This window comes from Methylicorpusculum oleiharenae (assembly GCF_009828925.2).
Lineage (GTDB): Bacteria > Pseudomonadota > Gammaproteobacteria > Methylococcales > Methylomonadaceae > Methylicorpusculum > Methylicorpusculum oleiharenae.
Map to the genome: position 1 here is coordinate 3,310,085 of NZ_WUTY02000001.1, position 12,883 is coordinate 3,322,967.

Consider the following 12,883-nt stretch of genomic DNA (forward strand, 5'->3'; position numbering starts at 1 on the left):
AATGCCTTATAAAACTTATTTCGACAAAATTGATGCCCAACTGCTGAAAATCAGCCCTGCTCGCGACATTATGTTATTGCGCGTGATTGCCGCTGTCATTCCGGTGGTGTGTTTTGCTTTGGATGCCTTCTATGACATGCCGGTGCTTTATTGGCTGGGCATCCCTTTTTATCTGATCTGTCTGGCGCTTTATCTGGAAGCCTTGTTAAAAACCATCTTATTGATGCACAAGGTTTCAGCCGAATTGTTAATCGTCTTGGTGATGATAGTCACCCTGCTTGACGGGGAGCCGTTGAGCGGTGCGATGGTGGCTTGGTTTATCGGCTTGGGGTTGTATATCTCGTTTACGATTATTAGAAAAAACCGGGAAAAAATCGAAGCGCTTATACAGGACAGCAAGAAAACCGCACAAGTCCTGCGCGGTGATCAAATCCATGAAATTCCGCTGCTGGAGGTGCAAAAGCAGGATGTGATCATTGTCGCCAAAGGCGCCATGATCACTGTCGACGGGCTTATCAGCGACGGTGAGTCGTCTATCGATGAAGCCTTTGTTACCGGCGAGCCGTTTCCAGTATTTAAGCAACGCGGCGATGCAGTGATTTCCGGGACATTGAATTTGACCGCGCCGCTAAAGGTGGTCGCGGAAAAAAAACGGTAATGACGCGTTTATTGCGATTATGACCCGGGAAATCGAAGCCGGTCTACAGCAAAAATCCACCTTACAGAAACGCGCCGATTTAACGGTGCAGGTGCTCATCCTCGGCGTCACAGCCTATGCCTTTTTGCTGTTGTTCATGACCGGCAGTCTGCATCTGATGGCTACGGCGCTTGCCGTGGTGTGTCCCTGTGCCTGGGCCTTGGCAACGCCCACTGCCTTTGCCGCCAATATCGGCCGCTTGGCGCGTAGCAACATTTTGGCACGCGGCGGCGAGCCGTTGGAAAATATGCAGGATATTAAAACCCTGATTTTGGACAAAACCGGCACCGTCACCAAGGCCGTGCCGGAAGTCAGCCAGGTGATTGCCCTCGCCATGCCGGAGCAGGACTTGCTGACCTTATGCGCATCGGTTGAATCCCGCTTCGACCATCCCATTGCCAACACGATCGTCGCTTATTCCAAAGGGCACGGTGTGTCGCACTTGTTAAACGTGACCCAGGTTGAAGACTTGCCGGGCCGTGGCATAAAAGCCCGAATCGGCGCAGATACCGTATTGATCGGTAGTCAGGAAACCCTGCAGCAACTGGATATCGAACTACCGCCTTTAGATTACACCGGCCGGGCGATTTGGGTGGCTGTTAACCGCGAAGTTAAAGGTGTCATTGTTATTCGCGACATTATCCGTGCCGAAATGCAGGGTTTGGTTGCCGCTATTCATGAATGCGGCATCGAAACGGTACTGCTGGCCACGGGTGACAATGAGGAAAGCGAAGCCAAGCGGGTGGCTGAATACATCGGTGCTGACGGTTATTTTTACAACTTCAAGCCGGATGACAAAACCGCTTTAGTCAAGAAAATGCAATTGCAAGGCAAAGTTGCCATGGTGGGTGACGGCGTCAACGATGCACCAGCCCTGGCTGCGGCCAATGTCGGCATTGCCATAGGCGGGCACAAGAATGTCAGTTTGGCGGTCATGTCTGCCGATATTGTGATTCTTGGCGACGACGCCAAGGACTTGATTACCATTCTGCGACTTAGTCGAAAAATGGGCGGCATTATCAAGCAAAATTATACCTGGGCAATGGGCTTTAATGCGATTGGGCTAACCCTGGCAACCCTCGGCGTGCTTAACCCTATCGTGGCCGCGCTATTTCATCATCTCAGTTCGGTCTTTGTTGTGGTCAATGCCAGCCGTCTGTATTTCACCGGCATTGAAAATTCTCCGGTCGGGCCTTTGTTTCAGAAAATGGATGAAATCACCCGTCGAAAGCCTATGAGTCCGGCAGAGCCATTGGTGATCAGTTCAGAAAATGCTGCCGAAACCATTGTTGAACAACAGCCCTGAGCGTAAACCGTTATTCAAAAAGAGACGATAAATGTTGTTATGGATCATGGGCTTTAGTGCCTTAGGCAGCGTCGGGGCTGTGGGTTGCGCAGCCTTGTTTTTGTTTTTTCCTGAAAGTATTCGCAAAGTGCTTATCCCTTGTCTGATCAGTTATGCGACCGGGACACTGCTCGGTGCCGCATTCCTGGGCATGCTTCCCAATGCACTGCTACAAGCACCGGCAGTTTCGGTGATGGCTACGGTACTGGCCGGTATGGTGGGTTTTTTCGTTTTGGAGAAACTGGTCATTTGGCGCCACAGTCATGATGCAGAGGGTCAAGTAGATGACCGAGCCGCATCGTTAATTCTGATTGGCGATGCCTTTCACAACTTTGTAGATGGTGTGCTGATTGCAGCCGCATTCTTGACATCTGTTCCATTGGGAATCACCACAGCATTCGCAGTGATTGCGCACGAGATACCCCAGGAGGTTGGTGATTTTGCCATTCTACTCGACAGTGGCTACTGCCGAGGAAAGGCATTGCTGATGAATGGACTATCATCCATCGCCACCCTGCCTGGCGCACTGATCGCCTATTACTGGCTGGCCGAGACACGCGAAGCAACGCCTTATATTCTGGCGATAGCTGCTGCCAGCTTTATCTACATCGCGACCGCAGATCTCATTCCCATGCTACACAGGCAGGCAAACGCTATTGCTTCGCTTCGTCAGCTAGTACTGTTACTGGCAGGTATTGGTAAGATTGCAGGGTTTCATTTTGGATAAAACATGAATACTCAGGCAAAAATTGAAAGCAACCTTGGGTTCCACCCCGGTTTGGCTGTGATGAAATAAAGAATTTGACTATCTCGGCCACTCCGAACAAATCGCCAAAGCGGCCGCGGCGGCTACCCATCAGGGAAAGACCAAAACTTATTATTCCTGCAGTCGATACAGATATTCTGTCAGCGCCAGAATGCGACTGCGAGCAGCTGATTCGCTATCTTGCGGAGGATAATTGTCGAAATACAATGAACTTTGGTTATTAAATGCATTCCCCCAGATCGGCATTTCTCGTGGTCCATGCGCTTTGACCTCCTGACGTCCGTCTATGATCTGAAAAACCCGGTCAAACGGGAAAACGCCATTGTTATTCTTGGCGAGTACGGTCAGGTTGGGCACTGGTCTCGCTAACAACGATTTTAGCGGACCATCATCACCCTTGCCGGTTAAGCCATGACAAACGGCACATGCCGAATTGTATTCATTTTTTCCGACATCCACCTTTTCCGCTGCAAAGACAATATTTGATAAGCTGATCAGCAGGATTCCGATAGATGATAATGACAGAGCCCGGATTTTCTTAGAAATAATCATGTTGCCTCCAAAAGGGGTAGTGGACAAAAGGCATGGATTCAGTGATGGCTGTGTTCATGCGCATGTCCATGTTCATGTTCATGGGGTTCAAAAGGTTCGGTTTTCAGGGTGCCGTTTAAAAAATCCTTCACGGCTTTTTCGGGATCCGTTTCTTTGGTTATCAAGGCTTGAATGTTTTTCTGTTCCAAACGCCGAGCCAAGCCTGCCCCCATGCCTCCGGTAATCAGCACTTGCATGTGATCCAAAGGGGATGGCTCGAAAGGTGATGAATCATGGAACGATTGTTCTTTCGGCAACTTCAGTAATTCTTTCTCGACAATTTCATTATTCTCGATGGTATAAACCCAGAATTTTCTGCAACGGCCGGTATGACCGGTTATTTCTTTTCGGTTTTGACTGGCAACGGCAATTTTCATATTAATTCTCTATTGAGTGGTTACAAATCATCCTTTCAATAGGCTATTGAAAAAAAGCGAATTAATAAGACGGCGGTAAAAGCGGTTCAATACCTTCGAATTTGGCAGCAGGATGATGCTTGACAATCACTTGACGGATTGTGTCTATGCGATCTTTTGGAATATCCACCATGATCAATACTTGGCCATTTTCAATCGCATCGGCATAATCTTTAACTCTTGAGTTACCTACCTCAAGACCGGCCAAACCACTCATCATCGCGCCGATGGTTGCACCGTAAAACAAAACCCCAAGTACAGGGCCGCCGGCAATCGCAAATCCGGCAAAACGCAAGCCAACAAGCCCTGCCAGTAAGCCTGTGGCAGCGCCCAGAGCCGCACCTCGTTCAACTGCAGGAATAAAATCGGTTTTCTGAAATTCCGAGGCTTCAGGCATATCTTCTAAAGGCGTGTCTCGTTTTGCCAAGATATGCATATGGTGTTCCTCTAAGCCCTCTGCTCGCAAATCATCAACAATTTTATGCGTTGTCTTTATGTCTGGGGCTAAAAAATAGATTCGTCTCACTGTCTTCTCGAGTTTGATTTGATATGGATAGTACCGGCAGGAAGAGGAACTCCGGTTTACTTGATTGATAAGCCAGTCTGTTATGTGAGTAATTGCTTATATTGTCCTGAAAACGCTTGCATTAAAGCAAGAATTTTGATGGTTTCTTGAGGCCGCATTCAGGAAACAAAGTGCGTCACTGAAACTTTTGGCTGGCTTGGTAGTGGCGGCATGATCAGCCGGGGAGGGATGAGTCAATGCCGTTAACGCCATCGCACTGTATCTATAGGTAGAATATTGGAGGAGCGGGCCATGCCCGCGATTGAACCACTTTTAATCGCGGGCATGGCCCGCTCCTACCATTAACGGAATTGAGGGCTGAATTGGTCTCTACAAGTTATTCACTACTCGGTTTTTTCTTTATGCCTGTGAAAGTGAGGATACTAGCGGGTATCGTGCTCATGCTCGTCATCTTCATACAATTCCAGCCACATCGCATTGATGATTGCTAACGCACAGGCCAAACTGACACCCAATATCCACGCGAAATACCACATAATTGTCTCCTCAATACAAGCTGGTTTGATTTTGTTGAATATGTTCAACCGTCACTTTGCCCCGCATTACCCGGTAAACCCAAATGGTGTAGCACAAGACAATCGGCATCAGTATCACGGTTGCGAAAAACAATAATTGCAGTGTATGTTGGCTGCCGCCTGCGTCCCACACAGTAAGGCTGCTGTTGTAGTCAAGACTGGACGGCATAATGAAAGGAAACATTGAGCCTCCGGCAGTCACTATCGCCGCAATCATGACCAGACTGCTGACCAAAAAAGCCAGGCCTTCATGTTCGTCCTTGCTTAATTTGATATTGAGTGCGCAACCCAGCAGTGCCGTCACGGGGGCAATTATTAATAAAGGATAGTGTTGGTAGTTATCGAGCCAGGCACCAACGGCTTTTTCTACCGTTTTAGTCAATGGATTCAGGGCATGCGAAGTGTCCATGAGTTGCGTGATACGATATCCCTCTATACCGAAGGCGATCCAGAATCCGGCTAGCATAAAACTGAGTGCAAAAATAATCGTGCTCCAGCGAATAATCCGCTTTGACCGCTCAGCCAAATCACCTTCTGTGCGCCATTGTAAAAATACGGCACCATGCAGGCAGCATAATGCAATGGCAATGACGGCTGTCAATAAGGCGAACGGACTAAAGAGATCCCAAAAACCTCCCGAATAGGTTGAGCGTAAATCGGCATCCAGTTGAAACGGTAATCCCACTATCAAGTTGCCAACTGTCAAACCCAAGACCAGCACAGGGACTAATCCTCCGCAAAATAAAGCCCAATCCCATGTAGATCGCCAGCGAGTATCCACCAGTTTGCTTCGGTAATCAAAGCCGACCGGGCGCAAAAACAAGCCGAATAAGAGCACCAGCAGACCTGTATAAAGTCCTGAAAATAATGTGGCATAGACTAAAGCCCAAGCCCCAAAGGTGATGCCGCCCAAAGTGACCAGCCAGGTTTGGCTTCCTTCCCACGTCGGTCCTACAGTATTGAGCATCACTCGTCGCTCGTCATCGGTTTTACCCAGAAAAGGCAATAGCATTCCTATACCAAAATCAAATCCATCCAGAACGGCAAATCCGCACACCAGAAATACCAGAAGGCCCCACCAGATTACTTTTAAGGTTTCGTAGTCAAACATGGCTAACTCCGGGTTGTTCAAAATGATAACGACCGGTATGCAAACTGCTGGGTCCTAATTTTACATACTTGACCATCAGGAATAATTCGATACACAACAGTACGGTATAAAACAAAGCAAATCCGGCCAGGCTGAGATACAGTTGATCGACACTGAGACTGGAACTGCTCAAATGAGTCGGCAAAATTCCGGCGATAGTCCAGGGCTGCCTTCCGTATTCTGCGACCACCCAGCCCAGTTCGGCGGCTATCCAGGGCAGGGGCATGCCGTAAAAGGCCAGTCGTAGTAACCAGCGCTTGCTGTGTGCAGTTCGTTTCGCATTAAAATAAAATGCGGCAACAAAGATAAAGAGCATGATGACGCCGCTAAATACCATACCCCGAAAAGCCCAGAACATGGGGGCGACTTTTGGAATGGAAGTACGTGTTGCCGCTTCGATTTGTTCTGGCGTCGCGTCGACTACATTCGGTGTATATTTTTTAAGCAATAAGCCATAGCCCAAATCATCCTGCCGGGTTGCGAACTCCGCCCTCAAAACAGGATTGGCGGCATCTTTTCTCAGCTTTTCCAAACTCTGATAAGCCAACATGCCGTTTTTGATGCGTTCGCGGTTATTATCAAGAATCTGCTTGATGCCGCCTACTTTTTCATCATAAGTCCGCGTGGCAATCAGTCCCAATAGCCAGGGAAATTTGATAGCGTAATCAGTCGTCATCGTGTCTTCATTTGGAAAACCAATCAGCGTAAAAGAGGCGGGGGCTTCCTCAGTTTCCCATTCGGCTTCAATGGTCGCCAGTTTGGCTTTTTGTACTTCACCCACCGTGTAGCCGCTTTCATCGCCCAAGACGATAACCGATAAAATAGAAGCCAAGCCAAACCCGGCAGCGATTCGAAAAGACCGCCTGGCAAAGGCAACATCACAATTGTTCAATAAATAATAGGCACTGATACCCAATACAAACATGGATCCTGTGACATAACCGGCGGCAACGGTATGCACAAATTTGACCTGAGCAATCGGATTGAAGAAAAGATCAGGAAAACTGGTCAATTCCATGCGCATGGTTTCGAAGTTAAATTCAGCGCCGACCGGATGTTGCATCCAGCCATTGGCAATTAAAATCCACAAAGCAGATAAACTCGTGCCTAATGCCAACAACCAGGTAATCATGAGATGTTGTAACTGGCTTAACCGGTCCCATCCGAAGAAAAACAAGCCGACAAAGGTCGATTCCAGAAAAAAGGCCATCATCCCTTCGATGGCAAGCGGCAAACCAAATATATCGCCAACATAATGTGAGTAGTAAGCCCAATTGGTGCCGAATTGAAATTCCATGGTAATGCCGGTTGTCACCCCCATGGCAAAATTTATGCCGAACAACTTTCCCCAAAAGCGCGTCATATCCTTGTATATGAGTTTGTTGGTCATCACATAGACCGACTCCATAATGGCGAGCAGAAACGATAGGCCCAAGGTTAACGGTACAAATAAAAAATGATACAAGGCTGTCAAGGCAAACTGTAGTCTCGACAATTCAACGACTTCATTGATAATCATCAGCTACTTCCTCTCGATTGAACCTTCAGATTCATTAAAAAATAATGTGTGTACCCGCTGATCGTCCACCGGTTGTTTATTACCGGCAAAAAACAGCCACCAGAGACCGCTCAGTAAAATAAATTTTACAATTAAAGCCGCAAGAATTTCTTTGCTCAACGATGTGGGAGTTAACCCCGTTAAGCCAATGAAAGCGAACGGTTTAAATTTGCTTTCCACTGCGTTTCCCCTTTCAATAAATAAGAAATTCTGCATTTTAAGTAAAAAGCTCAGAATACCTTTACAGGAACCCAAAAAAGGCCGGCACAACTCAATATGTTTTAATCCCTGTTTTTGTCGCCACGTTGCTTACTTAAAAGCTCTTCAAGCTTTCGAAATCCCTGCTAAACACGCCTCATGCTTTCTGGAAACCAGACGTTTTTTCGATTAGATAAGAGTATATTATTATCTTCTAATATTATAAGATCATTCAAGCTAATTTACCTTGCGTGAAACACACATAAAGACAGTTTAGAAAGATTAAACCGTTCAATCGGCCTAAAATTAGAAGTATGAGTTATCTCGCGAACTGATAGTCTTACTGTATTTGACCTAAAGTACCAAAAAGGAAACAACCGCATGTCTTACGATATCATTGCTTTTATAGTCTGTTTCCTGCTGGTATTGGCTTATTATGTCTATTTAAAACGGCGCACCCGGCTTGAACCGGAGTCAAGCCTGCATTCGCTAAATTCCACTATCCGGGAGCAATGGGTGGAAATGGTGATGACGAGAGGCAATATGGAAATACTGGCTATTCAAACTTTGCGCAACTCTGTCATGGCGGCAAACTTCATGGCAACAACCGCCATATTGTTGATAATCGGAACCTTAAACTTAAGTGAAAAAATTGGGTCCTGGGCACTCGCTTGGCATCCATCACATTTAGCAGTATCCGTATCCACCGAATTATGGCAACTAAAACTAGGATTATTGCTTCTCAATTTTTCTATTGCCTTTTATTGTTTCTCGATGGCAATACGTTACTTTAATCATGTCGGCTATATGATTAATGTTCCCGGTTTAGGGTCGACGGATAACGTTTTGTTTAAAAAAACGTGTGCCTTTTTAAACAAAGCAGGCAGTTTTTATACCTTGGGAACTCGTTCTTTCTTTTTCAGCCTCCCGATCATTTTGTGGTTTTTCGGCCCGTATTTTTTGATGCTGGGTACGATTGGACTACTTTGCGGTCTGGCTATGCTCGATAAGGTACCCGGTCATTAGCCTTTAAATAATCCGGGGTTTGCCAATAGCTTTCTTTGTGTTCTTCTTTGGAGTTAAAGCCATACGATATTTGGCTTGGAAAATAACTTGGCTGTTATTCAAAAGTCTTTTTTTGTCTATAGCGCCTCTAATGAAAAGTTAAGTTACTCAAAAATCGCAAACCGATTTGAGTAAATAATTTCCTGCCGATTGTAAAAATGCCTCATCTTTTCTTGTGGCACCAGTTGGCTCAACAACCTAACATCAGGTCTTTTCTTGTATTTTTAAATTAAAAAGAAAGATAAATGATCTTGAGAATATTCTGGCCCTTCCGAAAAAAAACAAAAATAATTCAATTGACAAGGTTTTACTTTTGACCGCAGATCCTGAAGATGGCAGCATTTCCCTTCTTGGCTGTTATCCCTGAAAAGCATCCTGAAGCCTGACCAGCCAAGGCGTGTCAGAATCGGGGTCGACATGAAACGACAGTGAAGCGGATTTGTGCACCAGTCCTGCTTCATAGGAGGCATTGGGGTTCAATTGACGTTTTTCGATAAAATCCACCAAACGGCGGGCATTATAAATTGCCAAGACTTTATTTCCGTTAGTGATCAAATAAGCGGCATTATTTTCGCCGCGTTCAGGATTGCGATTAATCAGTTCTTTCAATAAATTTTTATCATCAGCGGAAAAGTTTCTGTAAACAGAATCTTCCCTGTTTTTGCTCAACCCGGTCAGATATTTTGCCAGTGATCCCGATTGCTGGTGTTCTTTGATCATGTCGATTTCATGATCGGACAACTCGAAGCTTTCGGCCACCAGATACTGATTTGTTCTATCACCATCATTGGCAAACAAAACGATTTTATCCAGATTCATGTCGTCAAACGCATTTAGAAATGATTCGGGTGCGTGGATATGTTTGTAAATGGTAATAACCCAGGGCAGGGCGCGGCCGGTTTTGCCGAAACGCTTTTTGACACTGCCCACCACCGACAACCTTGATAGTTCGTGTTCGCGGCCCTCGGGTTTTACCAGAAAGGCATCGACGGCGATAATTTGTGTTGTAAAGCCCGCCTGTTTAAAGTTGGCGATGATGCCTGAATAGCGAGGGCTATAGGGGATTCCCGTGCCGTCATACATCAGATTGATACGATGCTGTTTGGCCCGCATGGCGACTGAATCGCGCAGCCGGTTGGCAAACGGTTCTACATAGACGTAATCATCACTGTGATGATTGGCGGCGGTCAGCACTTTGTACAAATCACTTTTTTTACGGAAATCATCCAAAGAAGCGATAACGTAATTGCCGCCACAACTGGCGTGCGCAATTTCTTGTACGGCGGTTTTTCCTGCGCCTGCACCCCCCATTGCCATAAAGAGTTTGGGGTTCGAGTCGGGCGTTTTACCGGAAAAAATCTCAGCTTCTGCGGCATCCAGAATGCGGATGACTTTGGCCAGTCTTTCATAAGCGATTTCGACACTTCGGACCAAACGCTGGTCGCCATTTGCTGCTTTAATCAGTTCTTGTTTCAGTACTTCGTTGTTTGCCAACACAAAAACCGGTTTTTTTTCACCCACACATTCTCTGATTAATTCCTGTAATTCGATATGGCTGGGTGAGCGCAGCCCCGTCAGCATGTTGATATCCAGGCAGAACAAAGGTGCTGACCCGGTATCACCCAGCGTGATACCGTCAATTTCGGTTTTACCCGGCTGACGCAAATCTTCGGTTCCCGGCAGATAGCCGATGATGTTTTCAGGTGTGCAATAAGGGTAATCCGCTATATGTTTGCCGGCTATAAATAATTCTTCACGAATCAACTCAATCGGCATTAAAGCGCCATTAACGGTCACAAGACATTTAACACCGTCGGCTGTGGTGTGCGACAAAAAAGGAATGCCTGAAATAAACTTTTTATTTTCCGGCCATTTACCGTAGCCGTTGGGCGTATTATTAAGGACTTTGTTACGTAATGGGTCCAAAGCATGCAGGAAAGCGATGGTCAACAAGGGATGAGCTGAATCGGGGCCATGCAAAGCCTGAGAATCGTTTTGATCAATACGCCGAAAATCGATGCCATGAGGATAAACGCTTTTAAATGCAGGCAATTTACCCAATAAAGTAATAAACAGATCCAGCGTGATTCGGTTTCCATAGCCAAACGGCCTGACTTCGCGCATTTTGGCATAAAAATCAGCGAGTCTTTCCGCAATAGTCTCGGTATAAATTACAAAACCATTGTTGTCGAAAATCGCAGTATCCCTGTTGTTGTCCTCATCGAGGACCAGACGGGCTATGGTTTTCCGGAATTTTTGACGATTATCCGCATCGACAATTGTTCCGGGCCGATGGCTCACCGTGGTTTGCTCCCGCCAGTCCTGAAACATTTCCCGGTGTATCCTGGAAAACAGTCCGGTGAGATAAGTAACACGCTTGGTAACGTCATGAGAAATTGTGCCTTCAGCTTCCAGTTGTAAGCTGGCGAGCACTTGACAGCCTCGGCCAATTGCCAGAGCAGTACGCAGTTTTTTTAGCCGATCATGCGAGGAAATAAAGGGGGCGCGATTTTTATTCATGGTTCATAGACAGGCCAAGAGAAATCGGGGTCAGTGGGTACTTTAGGGTTAAATAAAACAGCTATCAGCATACTCCCGTTTCAAGGTGCGGAAAAGCCCTTATATTTTTGTAGCTATTGGCTTATGTCAGCAAATCCGTGGTAAGGGGTCGTCTTCCAATTGTTCAAGCAGCCGTTCGCCGCCGATGGTGGTTTCCAATATGACGTGCTTACGCCCATCTTCAATCCGACCGATAATAGCCGCGTCGGTATAGCCCCAGGCATGAAGCGCCGACAATGACTGATTGGCATGCTCAGGGTCAACAACAGCAACAACGCGGCCTTCGTTGGCCATATAGAGAGGATCGTAGCCCAATATTTCCGAAACGGCTTTGACTTGATCGTGGACAGGAATTGACGACTCTAACAGACGAACAGTTTTGTTACAGGCTTGAGTTATTTCGTGCATGACCGTTGCAACTCCGCCTCGGGTGGGGTCGCGCATAAAAGCCAGGCCGGGTAAAGCCATCAGGATACGGGTAATAGGCAGCACACTGGCCGCATCCGATTGCAACGTGCCGCTGAGGCCGAATTGTTCGCGGGCTAGCATGACTGCTGTGCCGTGGTCTCCTGCCGTGCCACTCAATAAAATGAGATCGCCGGTTTTGATTTGTTTCAAACCCAGGTTGCTGGCCGTTTTTCTAAAGCCCACGCCTGTGGTCGAAAAATAAATTCCACCTCCCTCGCCGCGTTTTAAGACTTTGGTATCACCGGCAACGACAGCTATCTTGCATTCCCGGCAGGCATTCGCCATGCTGTTCAGTACCCGGTCAAGCACGCTGATTTCAAGCCCTTCTTCAATGAATGCAGTCAATGTCATATACAGCGGTTCAGCGCCCGATACAGCAAGATCATTAACCGTTCCGTAAACCGCGAGACTGCCGATTGTACCGCCCGGAAACTCCAGGGGTTCTACCGTATAGCCATCTGTTGTAATGAGTAAATCATCAGTAGCGACGGGTATTTTGAGAGTGGCTGCATCGCTTTGAATATCGAGCGTATCGATGGCCAGGTGCCTGGCGAAGAGTTTTTCTATCAGTTCGCGCATGCGCCGTCCGCCGTTGCCGTGAGCAAGACTGATATGAGTATCGGGAAATTGGATGGGTGAGTTCATGTTAAACTTGTATAAAGTAGGTCGTTATTCATTTTGAATGAACAGCTGATGGATTTGAAAAGTGATCGATAGGGTTAGAAAATAAGTTTGATTTACTCCTTTCTAATCGAAAAAACGTCTGGTTTCCAGATGGTGTGGGGTGTGTTTGGCGAGGATGTCGGCAGCAGGGAAGCTGCGGTCAAGCCCCCATGGACGGGTTCACGGTGGTTCTCGACAGACACATCCCGCATCATTAGCCACGTCGAACGACTTTTCAGTATGGAAGGCGTAAATCGCTATCAGAGACATAAAAAGGGCCCTATTGTTTAAAGTCGTGTCGTGAGT

General features: G+C 46.8%; 13 protein-coding genes. 4 read left to right on the forward strand and 9 right to left on the reverse strand.

What is annotated here, in order from left to right; translation table 11 throughout:
- Nucleotide 1: 1 nt before the first annotated feature.
- From GO003_RS26210 to GO003_RS14990, 3 genes are read left to right on the forward strand one after another with little or no spacing between them, the layout of a single operon-like run.
- A complete protein-coding gene (locus tag GO003_RS26210; protein WP_269144401.1) occupies nucleotides 2-658 on the forward strand; it encodes a P-type ATPase in 657 nt (218 codons plus the stop codon).
- A gap of 19 nt (nucleotides 659-677) precedes the next feature.
- Entirely contained in the window at nucleotides 678-2,003 is a 1,326-nt protein-coding gene (locus GO003_RS14985) for a heavy metal translocating P-type ATPase (protein WP_269144402.1), read from the forward strand.
- 31 nt (nucleotides 2,004-2,034) lie between these two features.
- Nucleotides 2,035-2,769: a ZIP family metal transporter gene (locus GO003_RS14990; RefSeq protein WP_159658660.1), complete on the forward strand. Its 735-nt coding sequence runs from the start codon at nucleotides 2,035-2,037 to the stop codon at nucleotides 2,767-2,769.
- 150 nt (nucleotides 2,770-2,919) lie between these two features.
- Here the strand turns inward: GO003_RS14990 and GO003_RS14995 are convergent, their stop codons facing one another.
- From GO003_RS14995 to cydP, 7 genes are all read right to left on the reverse strand, one after another.
- On the reverse strand, nucleotides 2,920-3,360 hold the full coding sequence (locus tag GO003_RS14995; RefSeq protein ID WP_159658661.1) for a c-type cytochrome: 441 nt from the start codon (nucleotides 3,358-3,360) through the stop codon (nucleotides 2,920-2,922).
- A gap of 38 nt (nucleotides 3,361-3,398) precedes the next feature.
- Nucleotides 3,399-3,776 (reverse strand): NifB/NifX family molybdenum-iron cluster-binding protein, encoded by a 378-nt coding sequence (locus GO003_RS15000; protein WP_159658662.1) that lies wholly within the window; start codon nucleotides 3,774-3,776, stop codon nucleotides 3,399-3,401.
- 61 nt (nucleotides 3,777-3,837) lie between these two features.
- Nucleotides 3,838-4,341: a DUF1269 domain-containing protein gene (locus GO003_RS15005; protein ID WP_159658663.1), complete on the reverse strand. Its 504-nt coding sequence runs from the start codon at nucleotides 4,339-4,341 to the stop codon at nucleotides 3,838-3,840.
- A gap of 422 nt (nucleotides 4,342-4,763) precedes the next feature.
- On the reverse strand, nucleotides 4,764-4,877 hold the full coding sequence (cydX, locus tag GO003_RS15010; protein ID WP_159655713.1) for a cytochrome bd-I oxidase subunit CydX: 114 nt from the start codon (nucleotides 4,875-4,877) through the stop codon (nucleotides 4,764-4,766).
- A gap of 10 nt (nucleotides 4,878-4,887) precedes the next feature.
- A complete protein-coding gene (gene cydB / locus GO003_RS15015) occupies nucleotides 4,888-6,027 on the reverse strand; it encodes a cytochrome d ubiquinol oxidase subunit II (RefSeq protein ID WP_159655715.1) in 1,140 nt (379 codons plus the stop codon).
- The gene (locus GO003_RS15020) at nucleotides 6,020-7,585 is read right to left on the reverse strand and encodes a cytochrome ubiquinol oxidase subunit I (protein WP_159655717.1); all 1,566 of its coding nucleotides are present in this window, start codon (nucleotides 7,583-7,585) and stop codon (nucleotides 6,020-6,022) included. Before GO003_RS15020 ends, cydB begins: the two co-directional genes overlap by 8 nt.
- A 3-nt stretch (nucleotides 7,586-7,588) precedes the next feature.
- On the reverse strand, nucleotides 7,589-7,804 hold the full coding sequence (gene cydP, locus GO003_RS15025) for a cytochrome oxidase putative small subunit CydP (protein WP_159655719.1): 216 nt from the start codon (nucleotides 7,802-7,804) through the stop codon (nucleotides 7,589-7,591).
- Between the two features lie 399 nt (nucleotides 7,805-8,203).
- Here cydP and GO003_RS15030 point away from each other — a divergent pair, with 399 nt between their 5' ends.
- The gene (locus tag GO003_RS15030; RefSeq protein WP_159655721.1) at nucleotides 8,204-8,848 is read left to right on the forward strand and encodes a DUF599 domain-containing protein; all 645 of its coding nucleotides are present in this window, start codon (nucleotides 8,204-8,206) and stop codon (nucleotides 8,846-8,848) included.
- 396 nt (nucleotides 8,849-9,244) lie between these two features.
- Here the strand turns inward: GO003_RS15030 and GO003_RS15035 are convergent, their stop codons facing one another.
- A complete protein-coding gene (locus GO003_RS15035; protein WP_159655723.1) occupies nucleotides 9,245-11,407 on the reverse strand; it encodes a zeta toxin family protein in 2,163 nt (720 codons plus the stop codon).
- Nucleotides 11,408-11,533: 126 nt separating this feature from the next.
- Complete coding sequence (hypE, locus tag GO003_RS15040; protein WP_159655725.1) at nucleotides 11,534-12,559, reverse strand: hydrogenase expression/formation protein HypE; 1,026 nt, start codon at nucleotides 12,557-12,559, stop codon at nucleotides 11,534-11,536.
- Between the last annotated feature and the right edge of the window lie 324 nt (nucleotides 12,560-12,883).